General features: G+C 37.8%; 11 protein-coding genes and 2 pseudogenes. 8 read left to right on the top strand and 5 right to left on the bottom strand.

Going from position 1 to position 16,923, the window contains the following annotated elements; all coding sequences use genetic code 11:
• Positions 1 to 215: 215 nt before the first annotated feature.
• The 6 genes and pseudogenes from odhA (at position 216) to AB3X49_RS08355 (ending at position 10,712) form a co-directional block, all read left to right on the top strand.
• Positions 216 to 3,083, top strand: coding sequence for a 2-oxoglutarate dehydrogenase E1 component (gene odhA / locus AB3X49_RS08380; protein ID WP_367961494.1), 2,868 nt, complete (start codon positions 216 to 218; stop codon positions 3,081 to 3,083).
• A 129-nt stretch (positions 3,084 to 3,212) separates the two neighbouring features.
• Positions 3,213 to 4,469 (top strand): 2-oxoglutarate dehydrogenase complex dihydrolipoyllysine-residue succinyltransferase, encoded by a 1,257-nt coding sequence (gene odhB / locus AB3X49_RS08375; protein ID WP_002168867.1) that lies wholly within the window; start codon positions 3,213 to 3,215, stop codon positions 4,467 to 4,469.
• Between the two features lie 125 nt (positions 4,470 to 4,594).
• The gene (locus AB3X49_RS08370) at positions 4,595 to 6,514 is read left to right on the top strand and encodes a putative thiazole-containing bacteriocin maturation protein (RefSeq protein ID WP_002168868.1); all 1,920 of its coding nucleotides are present in this window, start codon (positions 4,595 to 4,597) and stop codon (positions 6,512 to 6,514) included.
• Complete coding sequence (locus AB3X49_RS08365) at positions 6,511 to 8,460, top strand: TOMM precursor leader peptide-binding protein (protein ID WP_367961491.1); 1,950 nt, start codon at positions 6,511 to 6,513, stop codon at positions 8,458 to 8,460. The genes AB3X49_RS08370 and AB3X49_RS08365 overlap by 4 nt, the downstream gene beginning before the upstream one ends.
• A 22-nt stretch (positions 8,461 to 8,482) precedes the next feature.
• Positions 8,483 to 10,045 carry a SagB family peptide dehydrogenase gene (locus tag AB3X49_RS08360; RefSeq protein WP_367961489.1) on the top strand — a complete coding sequence of 521 codons (1,563 nt, stop codon included), beginning with the start codon at positions 8,483 to 8,485 and terminating at the stop codon, positions 10,043 to 10,045.
• A 92-nt stretch (positions 10,046 to 10,137) separates the two neighbouring features.
• Positions 10,138 to 10,712 (top strand): annotated as a pseudogene (locus AB3X49_RS08355) (class I SAM-dependent methyltransferase).
• A 32-nt stretch (positions 10,713 to 10,744) separates the two neighbouring features.
• On the opposite strand, the gene AB3X49_RS08350 reads toward AB3X49_RS08355, so the two are convergent.
• Positions 10,745 to 11,155 (bottom strand): DUF3908 family protein, encoded by a 411-nt coding sequence (locus AB3X49_RS08350; protein ID WP_002030461.1) that lies wholly within the window; start codon positions 11,153 to 11,155, stop codon positions 10,745 to 10,747.
• Between the two features lie 158 nt (positions 11,156 to 11,313).
• Positions 11,314 to 12,648, bottom strand: a complete 1,335-nt coding sequence (locus AB3X49_RS08345; RefSeq protein ID WP_367961486.1) for a CoA-disulfide reductase — start codon at positions 12,646 to 12,648, stop codon at positions 11,314 to 11,316.
• A 199-nt stretch (positions 12,649 to 12,847) separates the two neighbouring features.
• Between AB3X49_RS08345 and AB3X49_RS08340 the strand changes: the two genes are divergently transcribed.
• Positions 12,848 to 13,270, top strand: coding sequence for a hypothetical protein (locus tag AB3X49_RS08340; protein ID WP_367961484.1), 423 nt, complete (start codon positions 12,848 to 12,850; stop codon positions 13,268 to 13,270).
• Positions 13,271 to 13,313: 43 nt separating this feature from the next.
• Here the strand turns inward: AB3X49_RS08340 and AB3X49_RS08335 are convergent, their stop codons facing one another.
• Entirely contained in the window at positions 13,314 to 14,546 is a 1,233-nt protein-coding gene (locus AB3X49_RS08335; RefSeq protein ID WP_367961482.1) for a TcaA 3rd/4th domain-containing protein, read from the bottom strand.
• A gap of 19 nt (positions 14,547 to 14,565) precedes the next feature.
• The gene (locus tag AB3X49_RS08330) at positions 14,566 to 15,348 is read right to left on the bottom strand and encodes a zinc ribbon domain-containing protein (RefSeq protein WP_002086912.1); all 783 of its coding nucleotides are present in this window, start codon (positions 15,346 to 15,348) and stop codon (positions 14,566 to 14,568) included.
• 200 nt (positions 15,349 to 15,548) lie between these two features.
• Between AB3X49_RS08330 and AB3X49_RS08325 the strand changes: the two genes are divergently transcribed.
• Positions 15,549 to 16,382 carry a hypothetical protein gene (locus AB3X49_RS08325; RefSeq protein WP_367961480.1) on the top strand — a complete coding sequence of 278 codons (834 nt, stop codon included), beginning with the start codon at positions 15,549 to 15,551 and terminating at the stop codon, positions 16,380 to 16,382.
• Positions 16,383 to 16,396: 14 nt separating this feature from the next.
• Here the strand turns inward: AB3X49_RS08325 and AB3X49_RS08320 are convergent.
• A pseudogene (locus AB3X49_RS08320) lies at positions 16,397 to 16,606 on the bottom strand (DUF2278 family protein); the annotation flags it as partial.
• Between the last annotated feature and the right edge of the window lie 317 nt (positions 16,607 to 16,923).

The following is a 16,923-nucleotide window of genomic DNA, read 5'->3' as shown; positions in this document are numbered from 1 at the left end:
TTATAACATGAAAGATTAACTTGGGTGATAAGTTATTGTGAATGTTTTTTTACAAAACAGATAAGTAATAGTGTTTGGTATTATGTAAATTATTGTAATAACATAAGAGTAAAGAAAAACATTTACATTGATTATTGGTTCATCAATTATTGAAAAGAGCAAAATGCACCTTTTTGTATGGAAAAAGGATTATATGCATTGGGAGGTTTAAACAAATGACGAGGAAGAATACAACGACAAACCCTTGGGCCAAGTTCCATGGTCCGAACCTTGGTTATGTTATTGAACAGTATGATCTTTACGTAACTGGAGCAGGTTCTGTTGATCCGGAATTACAAGAGCTTTTTGAAATTTTTGGAGCTCCTTCGTTTCAAGATGATGTCGTAACAGGGGACAACACAGCAACACATTTTTCTCCTCAAAACACAGGGAACATTGAAAAGATTCTTAAAGTCGTTCAACTTGTTGAACAGATCCGTTCTTTCGGGCATACATTGGCTCACATTAATCCGATGGAAGATGCTGCAAACGGACAATCTCTTATCGAGAAAACAATGAACGAACTGAGCGATGCTGACTTGAAAGCGATTCCAGCAAAAACAGTATGGCAAGATGCACCAGAGGGTATTCACACTGCACTTGATGTAATTCATAGATTAAAAGACGTTTATACAAAATCTTTAGCTTATGAATTCTCACATATACAAGATAGTGAAGAACGCGCGTGGTTGCATCAAATGGTGGAATCAAATTCATTGCGTCAACCATTATCAAATAAAAAACGAACTGCTCTTTTAAAACGTTTAACTGCTGTTGAAGGTTTCGAGCAATTCTTGCATAAAACATTCGTTGGTCAAAAACGTTTCTCAATAGAGGGCGTTGATATGCTTGTACCTGTACTAGATGAAATTGTTTCAGAAGGTGCTAAAGGCGGCGTTGAAGATGTCATGATTGGTATGGCTCACCGTGGTCGTCTAAGCGTACTCGCTCACGTATTAGAAAAGCCATATAATCACATGTTTGCAGAATTCAAACATGCAAAAATAGAAGGTGCAGTGGCAAATGCTGGCTGGACTGGCGACGTGAAATACCATTTAGGTAGAGAACAAGTCGTTGGTAATGAAGAGGTTAGCACTCGTGTTACATTAGCAAATAATCCGAGTCATCTTGAGTTCGTTAACCCTGTTGTTGAAGGTTTCGCACGTGCAGCTCAAGAGAATCGTAAAAAATCTGGTCTTCCAGAACAAGATACTACAAAATCATTCGTAATTTTAGTTCATGGTGATGCTGCATTCCCTGGTCAAGGTGTTGTGTCTGAGACACTCAACTTAAGTAGATTGAATGCATACCAAACTGGCGGAACTATTCATGTTATCGCAAATAATGCAGTCGGCTTTACGACTGATAGCTATGATTCTCGTTCTACTAAATATTCAAGCGACCTTGCAAAAGGTTTCGATATTCCGATTGTTCACGTGAATGCTGATGATCCGGAAGCTTGTCTTGCTGCTGCAAACCTTGCGATCCAATATCGTACGCTGTTCAAAAAGGACTTCTTAATCGATTTAATCGGTTACCGCCGATATGGTCATAACGAAATGGATGATCCAGCAGTTACGCAACCACAAGTGTACAAAAAAATTAAAAATCACCCAACTGTAAGAGCAATTTATGCAGATTATTTACAATCTGCTGGCGTTCTGAATGCAGATGAGGTTGAAACAATTACTCAGTTTATACAAGAGGAATTAAAGGCTGAATACGCACAAGTGCCACCAGCTGATACGAGTGCTGCAACAATTCACGTTAAAGTTCCAGAGGTTGTTGCAAAAGGAATTCAACCGATTGACACTGGTGTTTCAATTGAATCACTTCGTTCAATTAATGAAGGACTATTATCTTGGCCTGAAGGCTTTAACGTATATCCAAAAGTGAAGAAAATTCTTGAGCGCCGTAAAGATGCTCTTGAAGAGAACGGTAAAATTGAATGGGCACTTGCTGAATCGTTAGCATTCGCTTCTATTTTGCAAGAAGGTACGCCAATTCGTTTAACTGGTCAAGATTCACAGCGTGGTACATTCGCGCACCGTCATATCGTATTACACGATACTGATACAAACGAAACATATTCACCATTACACCGTTTACCGAACATTAACGCATCATTCTCTGTTCATAACAGTCCGTTATCAGAAGCTGCTGTTGTTGGTTACGAATATGGTTACAACGTATTTGCTCCAGAAACTCTTGTGATGTGGGAAGCTCAATACGGTGACTTCTCAAATACTGCGCAAGCATTATTTGATCAATATGTTTCAGCAGGAAGAGCAAAATGGGGTCAAAAATCTGGTTTAGTTCTTCTATTACCACACGGTTATGAAGGTCAAGGGCCAGAACACTCTAGTGCACGTCCAGAGCGTTTCTTACAATTAGCTGCTGAGAACAACTGGACAGTTGCAAACTTAACGAGCGCGGCACAATACTTCCATATTTTACGTCGTCAAGCATCTATCTTAGGAACAGAAGCTGTTCGACCGTTAGTGCTTATGACGCCAAAGAGTTTATTACGTCACCCACTTACACTTTCTACAGGTAGTGAGTTAAGTGAAGGACGTTTCCAACCTGCTTTAGAACAAGGAAACCTTGGTGCGAAACCAAATAAAGTAAAACGTCTTGTTTTAAGTACAGGTAAAATGGCAATTGACTTAGCAGCAGAAATCGAAAGTGGTAAGCATGAGTACAGCCTAGATGAAGTTCATATGGTTCGTATCGAGCAGTTGTACCCATTCCCTGCTGAAAAAGTTCAATCTATTATTAAACGCTTTAAAAACTTAGAAGAAATCATTTGGGTTCAAGAAGAACCTCGTAATATGGGCGCATGGCATTACATGGCTCCAATTCTGTTCGAACTAGCTGGGGATAAAGTGAAAACAGGTTACATTGGACGCCCGGATCGTTCTAGCCCATCTGGTGGCGATCCATTCGCTCACAAAGCTGAGCAAGAATTAATCGTTGCACACGCTTTAGATGTGAAGTACAACTTCCGTCAAGATAAACAAGAAATTGAAGTTTTCAGCAACTGAAAGTAACAATGAGTTTTTCAGGCTTGGCTGTGGCAGATAGTCTGCCACAGCCAGGCTAACAAATGGAGATTACCGAAGATTAAAGAAGATAAAACACACCGTTAGGCAAATAAGGGGAGGACATTTAAAATGATCGAAATTAAAGTACCTGAGCTTGCAGAATCTATTTCAGAAGGAACTATTTCACAATGGCTTATCAACGTAGGCGACAAAGTCGAGAAAGGTGGCAGCGTTGTTGAGCTTGAGACTGACAAAGTCAATGTAGAAATCATTGCAGAGGATTCAGGTATTGTATCGAAGTTACTAGGCGAACCTGGAGATACAGTTGAAGTTGGTGCTACTATCGCAATTTTAGATGCAAACGGCGCAGCGGTTGAAGTAAGCACACCTGCTCCGGCTAATGAGCAACCAAAACAAGAAACTACTGAAGCACCGAAAGCAGCAGCTCCAAGTGCTGAACAAAATAAAGCGTTGCAAGGTTTACCAAATACAAATCGTCCTATCGCATCACCAGCTGCTCGCAAAATGGCTCGTGAATTAGGAATCGATTTAAACGAAGTACGTAGCACAGATCCACTTGGACGTGTGAGACCACATGATGTACAAGCTCACGCTGCAGCGCCAAAAGAAGCACCAGCTGCTCCAAAACAAAGTCCGGCTCCAGTTGCAAAAACTGAATTTGAAAAACCAGTTGAGCGTGTGAAAATGTCCCGCCGCCGTCAAACAATTGCAAAACGTCTTGTAGAAGTTCAACAAACATCTGCAATGTTAACTACATTTAACGAAGTTGATATGAGTGCAATCATGGAATTACGTAAAGAACGCAAAGATGCTTTCGAGAAAAAACATGATGTACGTCTTGGCTTTATGTCATTCTTCACAAAAGCAGTTGTTGCAGCATTAAAACAGTTCCCATTATTAAATGCTGAAATTCAAGGCGATGAGCTTATCATTAAAAAATTCTATGATATCGGTATTGCAGTAGCAGCTCCAGATGGATTAGTTGTTCCAGTTGTACGCGATGCTAACCAATTGAACTTCGCTGAAATTGAAAGCGAGATTCGTAATTTAGGTCTGAAAGCACGCGATAATAAACTTTCATTAAAAGAGCTACAAGGTGGTACATTTACAATTACAAATGGTGGTGTGTTCGGTTCTCTAATGTCGACACCAATCCTAAATAGTCCACAAGTAGGTATTCTAGGGATGCATAAAATCCAAGTACGTCCAGTTGCAATTGATGCAGAGCGTATGGAAAACCGTCCAATGATGTACCTTGCACTATCTTACGATCACCGTATTGTTGATGGTAAAGAAGCAGTTAGCTTCCTTGTTGCTGTTAAAGATATGCTTGAAGATCCAAAATCATTATTATTAGAAGGTTGATAGATTATTAATCTATTAAAGGCTGTAGAATGAATCATTCTACAGCCTTTTTTTATTATGTTCATACGGGACAAATCACAATACATAGACTAATAATGTATGCCTAAAACGTAAGGGGGATAAACATGAATAACCTTCCAGTTCATGCAAAACTTAAAGCAAATAAGGATACTTTCTTCCTCCCCGATTCAAACGGGGGTGTTTACTTTCGAAATAACTCCAGTTCATTCCGTATGGATGGTGATGGAATTTATGACTGGATTGAGAAATTAATGCCTATGTTTAACGGTAATCATTCTTTGACAGAAATAACCGATGGTCTCCCTCTCCCCTATCAAAATCGTGTATTTGAAATTGGAGAGATTTTATATGAAAATGGTTTCATTCGTGATGTAAGCCAAGATGCTCCCCACGAATTAAACAGTGCATTACTCGACAGATACGCTTCGCAAATTGAGTTTTTAGAAGCTGATTCCCATTCAGGCGCTTTAAAATTCGAAACGTACCGCGCAGCAAATGTGCTTATAATTGGTTCTGGCGATATGCTTACTTCCCTAGTTTCTTCTTTATTAGAATCTGGTTTACCTACATTCCATTATCTTGTTACAGATCGTGCTGAAACAAACTACGATCGAATTCACGAACTAAGCGAACGTGCATATGCAAATGATGACAATGTACTTATTCAAGAAATAGATATTACAATTGATCGCCCTTTACATGAAGTATTCGAGCCTTTCGACTGGATTTTATACGTTTCCCAAAATGGAGATATTGAAAGTTTAAGAGCAATCCATACTATTTGTAGAGAGTTTAAGAAAAATTTCATACCAGCTATTTGCTTATCAAGAATTGGTTTAGCTGGACCCGTCGTAACCGCAGACCGTGAAGAATGCTGGGAATCAGCTTGGCATCGTCTACACGAAACTACTTTACAAAGTGAAAATCCACCTGAACTTTTCTCACCAATTGCATCTGCAATGTTAGCAAATGTTATCGTTTTTGAGTTATTTAAACATGTCGCTGAAGGTTCACATAGGCAGCATAATCCTCAATTCTTTTTATTAAACTTGGAAACACTTGAAGGAAAGTGGCACCCTTTCATAAAACATCTTCTCGCAACCGATGAAATCTTTACAATTGATACGGTGCAAAATCTTCAAGAAAACCTTGCCCAACGTTCCGGACAATATACTTCAACTGAACTTTTTCGTTTTTTTGATACGTTAACTTCTAAAGAAGCTGGTATATTCCACATGTGGGATGAACAAGATTTACACCAATTGCCTTTATCACAGTGCAATATTCAAGTTGCAAATCCATTATCAGACGGACCTACCTCTCCCCTTCCTACTATAACTTGCGGTGGATTAACTCATAATGAAGCACGCCGCGAAGCTGGTTTAACAGGAGTTGAAACATATGTAGCTGAAATGATTCATCGTCTTATCCCCGAACATACTGATATCGGTATTGGTGCTGGGGAAACGATGACAGAAGGTGTATACCGAGCACTCCAAAAACATTTAAATAATAAGTTATATGAACGCCAATCACATATGCTAGAAGAGATTACAGAGCTTTATTTAACCGAAATTCATGATAAACATTGTAGGTTTTACTACGATGCTCTCTCTACAATTCATGAAATACCTAAAGTAGGAATGAGTGAGGAGTTACTTGGTTTTCCTGTCGTTTGGATCGGTATTAATGATAGATGGTATGGTGCGGCAAATATTAATATAACACTCGCATTAAGAAATGCTCTGCAACAAGCACTCCTTCATATTCAAAATGAAGAGATTCCTTATAAAGCTAATATGTTACCGGAATCATCCATTGTTTTATATAGTACGGATCCTGTTAGAGTAGCAATACAAGAAGAGGAAGAAATTCCAGGCGTACAGTCTTTACAAGTTGCTTTGCAAAATTTAACGGAAAACAACTTGTATCCATTCGTTTTTGATTTAGCTATTGAGTCATTTTTAAGAGACAACTTAGACGGTGTATATGGGGTATTAATTGCAAAGGAGGATGACCAATGACTCAAAACATACTACTTATAGGAGATGGCCTACTCACAGACTATGTACATGAGCAATTGTGTAAGCAATATTCACTCATCCGCCAGCATACAATTACAGAAGCTCTCCCTGAAAACATTCATCTTGCTCTCGTTTTACATGACGGGTCTCCTTCTTCCGTACATCGTGATGCTGAGCTTATCTTTCGCTCAAATAATATTCCGTGGCTTCGCGCGTTTACTTCGTTTGGTGAAGGTATTATCGGTCCTTACGTGAAGCCTCTTACAACTGGATGTTCCCACTGCGCTGATGGACGCCGGTTTATAGCTGGCTTTGATCAAAAAGAAATGTGGGAACTACAACGAAAATATGCATTAAAAGCAGAGAACGTGACGAGGCGTGATGTACGCGCCACCCAAAATGGAATGTTACAAATGTGCCAGCTCATTCATGCTGAAACAGAGAAAATATTAGCTCATGGATATTCTTCTTTAGAAAACGAACTCATTTTACTGGACTTACAAACGTTACAATGTACCCGGAATTCGTTTCTTCCAGACCCTCTCTGTCCGGTATGCAGCAATTTGCCTGACGATACAGCAGATGCAGCGCAAATTTCTTTACAACCAAGTTTGAAAACGAGTACTGAAACGTATCGCTGTCGTTCCATTCATGAGCTAAACACATTTTTAACGAGAGACTATTTAGATTACCGGACTGGTATTTTAAACGGTAAAATGCAACATTCTCTATTACCGTTTGCTGATGTCATTATAAACATGCCGTTACTGTTTGGAAATGAAGGTGTCGCGGGCCGGACTCATTCATTTTCACTTAGTAAAGCAACCGCTATTTTAGAAGGTTTAGAACGCTATTGCGGTATGTCGCCTCGTGGAAAAAAAACAAATGTACATGGCAGTTCTCGTGAGCTAGAAGATATTGCACTGAATCCCCTCACACTTGGTGTGCATACAAATGAACATTACAATCGTGATAGTTTTCCATTTAAGCCGTTTGATCCTGATTATGAGCAAAACTGGGTATGGGGATATTCTTTATTACAAAACCGACCACTTCTAGTTCCAGAATCAATCGCTTATTATAGCCTTGGTCATAGAGATGCTTTCGTGTATGAAACATCAAATGGATGTGCAATTGGTGGTAGTTTAGAAGAAGCAATTTTTCACGGCATTTTAGAAATTGTAGAGCGTGACGCCTTTTTGCTCACTTGGTATGCCGAATTACCTCTTCCCCGTCTCGATCTTAGTTCAGCCAATGATACTGAATTGCAACTAATGTTGGAACGCTTACGCACAATTACTGGATATGAATTATACGTTTTCAACGCGACGATGGAACATGGTATTCCGAGCATATGGGTCATTGCGAAAAATACAAGGCAAGATGGTATGAATCTCGTCTGTGCTGGCGGCGCACATATGGAACCAATTCGAGCTGTAAAAAATGCAATTCATGAAATAGCGGGCATGTTACTTATAACAGATGAAGAGCTTGAACAAAAAAGAGAGAAATATGAAAACTGTTTACAAGATCCATATCTTGTTTCGCAAATGGAAGACCATAGTATGCTGTATGGATTGAAAGAAGCGGAAGAACGTCTTCACTTCCTTTTACGTGATGATGCTCCAGTGCAAACGTTCCAAGAAATGAATGCATTACAATCATTTGATATGGATTTAACATCTGATCTTCATCAACTTTTAAACAGGTTACATCAATCTGGACTTGAAGTAATTGTTGTAGATCAAACGGTCCCCCTTATAGAAAAGAACGGCTTACATTGTGTAAAAGTAATTATTCCAGGCATGTTACCGATGACGTTCGGTCACCATCTCACTCGGGTTACAGGACTGGATAGAGTGTATACCGTACCGATGACACTTGGATATTGGGCTGAGCCTTTAACGAATGAAAGTTTAAATCCACATCCGCATCCGTTTCCATAATTCATAGTGAGGGGGAAATTTGATGCAACCTGATACTTTTTTACATCATCTCCATTTTTCTATTAATGAAATTATGTCGTCCGATAAAGAGATTGACTGGGAAGACGCACCACTTCCTTATAAATTATATCGAAATTTACCAGTAATCCCTCTCTCTTTAGAAATCCCATTAACTTTGCGGAATTCTTCTACTAAACCTAACTTAGAGGAAATCGGTCATTATCTTTGGTACTCATTTGGTTTAACACAATTATGTCAGCCTACTACTAACCTAGAAAATAATAAAACAACGACTCTATTTCGAAGATTCATCCCTTCTGGGGGTGCTTTATATCCAAATGAATTATATATGTATTTAAAAATTGATCATTATCCAGACGGCATTTACCATTACGACGCCGCGCACCACCGTCTTATCTTACTTCGTGAAGGAAATTTTGATTCTTATCTTACAGAAGCACTCGGCAATCGTTGTAACATACATTCTTGTTTTGGTGCTGCATTTGTATCCACTATGTTTTGGAAAAACTTCTTTAAATACAATAACTTTTCGTATCGTCTGCAAGGATTAGATAGTGGTGTTCTAATCGGTCAATTACTTGAATGCGCAAAACAATTCGGTTATACAAATGGTGTATATTTTCAATTTCTAGACCGGGCAATGAATCATTTACTTGGACTGTCAGAAGGTGAAGAAAGTGTGTATGCTGTTATTCCTTTAAGTACAGAACCGAATACAGATTGGTTTCATGATGATCATCACGAAAATAAAACCATTACTTCTCATGACTTGTTGCAACAAATCCCGCCGTTAACACATGAGCATTTCGTTCGTTCAAAACATGTAGATGACTATCCGATGATAAAAAAAATAAACGCGGCATCTATGATTGAATCGACAGAACACTTCCAAACATTTACCTGTGAAGAACGACAACAATATAGTCCACACGCTATGCAGCTACCTAAAGTGGAACGTTTATCATATGATTTTTTACAACTTTGTAAAAAACGATATTCACCTGATTCTGACTTCATTTTAACGAAATGGGATGCAGCCGAGCTCGCTACTCTACTACAAGCAGCGAGCCTCTCTTTCCCTTATTACAACGACCTTGATGGCAAGTATGTAAATGAAAACGCACGAGTCTCACTATATGGATGTTTTTATAACGTAAAAGACATAGAAAACGGCGCTTACGCTTATAACAGTAGGACACATTCCATACAGCCAATTCGGTACGGAGACCTTCGTTATTCTCTGCAATCCAGTATGACGATGGATAACGTAAATCTTTTTCAAGTACCACTTTGTCTACATGTAATCGGAAATAAAGATTACTATAAAAATAAATTAGGTTATAGAGGATATCGCATTCATCAAATGGAAGCTGGCATGCTCGTTCATAAACTCGTTTTAGCTGCGACCGCTATGGGGATGGGCGGGCATCCGTTACTAAGTTTTGATACAAATTCATGCGATCAATTGTACGGGATTGATGCCGGAAATGAAACTTCACTCATTCAAATTCCGGTTGGGGCGTATCGAGCGCGAAATTGGCTAAAAGGGTCCTTGCATAATTAGAAGCACGCCGATTAATGGCGTGCTTTTTTTAAAGGAGTTAAATTATTAAAAGCGAAATAAATACATATTCTTATATAAAAGGAGAGTTTGAATTGAGTATTTTACAAAGATTAATCGAGCAAGCGAAAAATCCTCGCGGGACAATTGGTTCCTCTATGCTGCGCATACGAGACTAACAAATTGGGCTTTACAAAAAATACATATACGTGAAAATGCAGTTATTTTAGATATTGGTTGTGGGGGTGGTAAAACCATACAGACTCTTTCAAAACAAACTCCGCTTGGGAAAATATACGGGATCGACTACTCCAATCAAGCTGTTGAAAACTCAAAGAAAGCAAATATGAAGGATGTCAAAGCAGCGAAAGTAATTATTCATCAAGCAAGCGTCTCCTCTATTCCATATCATCCGGACTTCTTTGATCTCATTACCGCTTTTCAAACCCACTACTTTTGGCCTGATGTTGAGAATGATATGAAAGAAGTATTTCGCGTCTTAAAACCGAATGGATCCTTTTTACTAGTCGCTGAAACTTTCAAAATCCAATATCATATGGATAAATTTAAGACGACCGAAGAATTAGTAAACCTTTTTTATGAGACGGGATTTACAAGCGTGAAATGTTACGAAGAAAGAGGGTGCCTTTGTTTAATAGGAAATAAGTAAAAAAGCAGACCTTTCAAGGTCTGCCTTTTTTACTAGATTACTTTAAAAATACTCTTAATTTGTCTTGCAAATAACCAGTTTTTCGTACCGTAGTTATCATTTAGACTATCTAAATTAATAGCTTTCCCGTTAGAAAACTTTAGTTCTAACGTTGTATTTTTGTCATTTGTTTTTAAGTTGCTATTTGTAATGTCATCATACTTTAATTTTTCAATCTCAATATACTCTTCCTTCTCTTCTCCGATAACGACGTGATCTTGGAAGAAGAAGAATACTTCTACTTTCTTACCGAAACAAAATACGTTTTTCGTATAAATTAATGTCGCGTTATCAAGTCCGACACATACTTCTTTCATCTCTTCAACAACGTTTCCTAAGTCTTCTTCGTTTCTTGCATTTGATTCAGCAATCCATTCTTCGATTGTATTCATGTTAATTGCCATACTGTGCCCCCTGGTTCGTTCATTGCTTTATTAAAAAATAAATACTATATGACAATATAAGCGATACGTACTATGTTTTCAAGGGTGAACGGTATATTCAAAATAAAGTGAAACTTTATTTATTCCCCTTTCACAAAAAAATAGCACTTAAAAAAGTGCTATTCCGCTCTCCTTGCTGCTTGTTGAATTGGATCCCAAACGCTGTTATATGGTGGTGCGTAACTTAAGTCGACATCTTCTAAATCGTGAATACTCATTTTATTGAAAAGTGCCATTGCGATAACATCAATACGTTTATCTACGCCCTCTTCTCCAATTACTTGACCGCCTAATAATTGTTTCGTATCGGCGTGATATAGTAATTTCAAGTGAAGTGGCGAAGCACTCGGGTAATAGCCTGCCATATTTGTTGAATCTACTTTGACCGTCTTATACGGGATGTTTAGCCCTTTCGCTTCTTTTTCATTTAAGCCTGTTCTTGCGAGCGTCAGATTCATAAATTTAATAATACCCGTACCTAACGTACCATTAAATGCTCTTCGTTTATCAACCATATTGAGTCCGGCAAGTCGCCCTTGTTTATTCGCAGTCGTTCCGAGCGGGATATGATCATGAGTTTCCTTTATAACATGGTAATGCGTTGCACAATCACCAGCAGCGTATACGTCTTTCACATTTGTTTGCATATAAGCATTTACTTCAATTGCACCTTTATGAGTTTTACGTATATTTGTCCCTTCAAGAAAATCAGTATTTGGCTGTACGCCGACAGATACTAAAACGAGATCTGTTTTATACGTACCTTTATCTGTTTCAATTTGTTCCACTCTTTCTTTTCCTTTAAATGCTTTCACATTTTCATTCGTTAAAATTTCAATATTGTGTTTATCTGCTTCTTTATGTATATATTCAGCCATATCTGCATCATAAATCGTACCGATATGATCATTTCGCTCAATCATTCTTACTTTCTTACCAAGTTCGACGAATGTTTCTGCCATCTCTAGTCCAATTGCACCGCCGCCAATAATAGTTACATCCTCAACTTTATTCGTTTCTAGCGTTTTTAATATGCGCTCAGCATCCGGAATTGTTTTTAAAAGATGAACGCCTTGTAGCTCTCGTCCTTCCCATTCTGGCATAACAGGACGCACTCCAGTCGCAATTAATAAACGGTCATACGGAAATTCAAAAACATCTTTCGTCTCCGTATGCTCTGCGTACACCATTTTCTTTTCCGTATCTACTTTCGTTACTTCATGACGTACTTTCGCATCAATTCCATATTTATCACGAAACGTCTTTACATCGCGTGCAATTAACTTTTCAGTAGAAGCAATAACACCACTAATCACATACGGTAATCCGCACTGAGCGTATGAATAGATTTCACCTTTTTCTAACGTTACAACATTTGCCGTTTCATCGTTTCTAACAATTTGCATTGCTGCACTCATACCAGCGGCATCTCCGCCAATAATGACATAGTTCACTTTACCACTCCTTCTTTTTTACATACTCTTTACGATTTCCATATTTTATAGAAATAACACCTACTTAAATTGTAAAGAAAAAGAATTTAATCTACAAGTTTGGTGCACAAAACTATGCCTTAATAGGTATCCGTCGTGTCTTATAAACAAGATGTTTAATATGCTATAACAGCAACTATTGAAAGTAGGTGAAATATACATGTGCGCCGGCCTTCTCGCTCAAACTCCAGAGGAACCGCAAGAACCGAAAGCCGCCATGCCACTTGATCAAGAATTTTCTATTAACGTAACATTATACAGCGCTCGTGCTTGGTTATCTAATGATGAGACTTTCGCACAAACGATTTGGAAAGGCTCTCGCTTTGCTTCAGCATCACACGCTGGCAAGTCCATCTTACCAATCGGTACTGTTAAAATTTTGAACTTATCTGATGATACAATAACAGTTACTGCATCATCAGAAAAAGATGATACTCTCAAAATAGTCGTACCCCCTCGTTCTGAAGGTGTTTTAACATCTAGTGCATTATCTGATGTGCAAGCAAGTACATCAGGAGGAGCAAGCAAAGTCACATTCCTCTTTCATATCTTTTTCTCAAGGGATCCTGGTCCAGCTAAATAACCATAGAAAAGGTACAGCTATGCACTGTACCTTTTTCACGTGTTTATTCTCTTGATTTGATCAATTCAACATTATAAGTTTCAATATCTGTTAGCTTTCCTGTAAAATACGGATTTTCTCTATACCAAGACTGTTTTGAAAAATACGCTTGCATATCTTTCGTTTGAAAAATATGTCCATGCCTTGCGTATACTTCATTTCTCGCAATTTTCAATTGTTCTTTCGTTAAATATGTTAAGTCCGCACCTGTTAATTTTCGAATATCACTATCAGGGAAGATGAAACCATTATATACATACCCAGTCGTAGGCGGAGTAACATTGTAAACAACTGTTTTTTCTATACTTTTCTTTTGGAATGGAAGATTATAAGCCGACAGTGCCGTTACCGTTTCTACCTTTGTCGTTTCCCTGCCGTTTTCTCCATTTCGTTCTAAATAAATCGCCGCACTTCCATCAGTCGCTATCGGTCCCCACGTAATTTCTTCTCCGGTCAACGCTGTAACTGGCTTTTGATTCACGTATAATGTCGCACCAGACGCATTCGTTTGAACTGTAATATATTGCCCTTGCAACGTTAAATCTACCGTTACATTATTTTGACTTTGTTTCATAAGTACAACCTTTTCCTCACGTGATAGTTTTACATAGTCATTTTTATATTCAGATTGAAATACTTGAGTTCCAGGAAGAAACGGTCCATATTGCTTCTCAAACTTTTTGTCATTTGTCTTATCAATTTCTTTTCCGTTCAATTTTAAAGATGTACCTTTTTCATTTGTAAGCAGAGTCGTATAATACGTCTTCGCTTTCAATTTATACCGATCAAATAAAAAGAAATGTTTCCCATCTTTCGTTAAAGAAAAATCTGCTCTTTCTATTCCATCCCCTTGTTTTTCACCTTGCCTCAAATATTCTTTCAATTCATTCACGTAAGATGGATTTTCTTTTATATATGAAAATAGAGGCGTTAAACTCTCTCTCGTTACAATAACGGCTGGATCATCTGCCGTGATGATCTCAGCTAATTTCTCCCCGTCCCTCTCTTGTAAAATAGTAATCATTCGGTCTACTTGTGCCGTCTGCTTATAATACGATGATCCATACAAATACAATCCAACAATTACTATAACAAGTAATGTTAAGAGTGTAATGCCAACTTTTGTACCGCCGCTCATTTTCTTCTTTACTACAAGACTTTCCCTCTTCATCCCGCAGTTTTGGCAAAATTGCACTCCATCTTCATACTGAGCTCCGCACTTTGTGCATACATTCATCCATTCAACCACCTTTTCGTTAGAAGCCTGTTAATCCCCCGATAAAGGTTTGGATTATCGTTTTAATGTAAGACCAAAACACGATAAACGTTGCAATTCCGATTAAAACATTTGCGATAATAAGTGTGTAAACAGGATCTACTCCGCCGTTGTCTAGTTTTAATATAGCTACAATTATACTAATTCCCATATACGTTGTAGCCAGCCCTAATAAGATCGGTAAAAAAAAGATCAATAGGAAACTAAATAGAAAAGAAAGAACTAGTATAGCAATAGCTGGCGTCGCTATCGTCCCCCATATACCGAATGCTTCAAGAAAAGAAAAAGATGATTTCATCATCTTACCACTTACAAAAATAATAAACCCGACAAATAAAGTTAAAATTAATAAAAAGAAAAAGACCATTACAGATTCTCCAAAGAAAGTAGGAGTAGCTATATCTGGCACTAATGTCCTCGTAACAGTCGCCGCTGCGCTCATCATTCTATAAAAAATACATGCTCCTAAAAAGCAAATAAGCACAAGACTTACAATTCCATTTCGCACTTCAATATTTCCACTTTCCATAATGGCCGATGGTGATTTAAAAGCATTTTTAAAGAACTGAAAATAGCCACTTGCAAATTGTTTCACTTGCTCTACCGTTTCATTCGGACGAGTTTCCTTTACTCGTGCCGGGCGCGATAGCTGCCCTTCTTCCTGCCCACCACTCGCTACCACTTCTTCCGTTAACGAATGTCCACAATTCCCGCAAAACCTTGCTTCCGCTGCATTTTCAGTATTACATGCCGGACATTTCATTCTCTGATCCCTCCTTAAGCATATACCTTATAGGGTGTTACAAATTCAATATATGACTTTGTACATAAAACATGACTACAAGAAAAAGAATATGAAATCCTTCTTTTAAACGAAACTATGTGTGCTAGTATTATAGAAAAATAATGGTATTATGAAACAGAGCAAATAAAGTGAAACTTTAAACAGATTGGATGAAGACAGTGGAATTTGTAAACCCGATTTTTCAAACACTCCTTACAAGTGTGATCCAATTATTTTCTTTAATTGGTGTCATCATTGTAATTGGATTTATATTAGGTTATTTAGAATCTCTCACACGAACGTATTGGTCGAGAGCTTTTGGTAGGAAAGGTTTTCTTTTAACCGCGTGGATTGGTGTTCCCGTTCATGAGCTTGGACATGCAATTATGTGTCTATTATTTCGTCATAAAATTGTAGCAACGCAGTTTTTCCCAACAGATACAAGTCAGGGAGCTTTAGGTTACGTACAACATCAATACAATCCAAAAAGTATATACCAACGAATCGGTAATTTCTTTATCGGCATCGGTCCTATTATTTCTGGTATTACTGCCTTAATACTTTTAATGCGCTATTTCGTACCAGAGTCATATTCTTTATTTAATACAACTCTCGAAACAACAATCGCATCGACTTCTATTAACTTAGACATGATCCAAAACATGTTTTTATCAACATTCTTTTTATTAAAAAGCTTGTTTACAATGAACAATTTATTGACCCCTTCTTTTTGGTTATTTTTATTTATCGCTATTTGTATTTCCGCACATATCGCTTTAAGTAAACCAGACATTAAAGGATCAATAGACGGCGTCATCGTCATGTTTATCGTATTATTTTTATTCAATATAATAGCGGGACTGTTTCAGTACGATAGTAACCAACTAATCGGCAAAGTTATGAAATATAATATGTATCTCATTGCATTTTCTAGTGTGGCGCTACTTTTCTCTTGTATTTCTACACTTGTTAGTTTTGGGTTTTATAAAATAAGAAGAGGGCGTTCATTGTGAACGCCCTCTTCTCATCAATTATTTCTCTTATAATCACAATGCTCAACCGGAACACGAGCGTGCCCTTCTTCATCGGTACACCATGACTGTGACTGAAAGGCAAGAAAAATACCAATCCACTCTTCCTTCTTCTCAAAGTGAATCAATATCCCACCGTCTTGCCATTTGCCATCATCACCTTGCCATTTCTCTACATTTCCTTGATTCATATGAATATCATATACGAAGCATACCATTTAATGTTTTAAAAATAATAATAAACGCTTATATATCAACGGTTTATACACTATTGGGAATCATGAATAATTTAATGATTTTATTCATTCGTTACCAAAAAGTGACCACAAAAACAAAAGAGCACAGCGTGTTAATAAAGTGGTGACACACTTTATTAACCGTCCACCTGAGCTGACCAGGTAAACACTTGCTATCCTCTCATGAGTTATTTTACCTCATATAGGGTTTATTAAGCAACGTTTACCCAATAAATAGGTGACGTTGCTTTTTTGTTTCCAAAAAGGAGACAAACCGTTATGAAAAA

This window comes from Bacillus sp. C30 (assembly GCF_040838255.1).
GTDB lineage: Bacteria > Bacillota > Bacilli > Bacillales > Bacillaceae_G > Bacillus_A > Bacillus_A mycoides.
The sequence above is the reverse complement of the archived record's forward strand: the minus strand, read 5'-3'. Positions and strand labels throughout refer to the sequence as shown.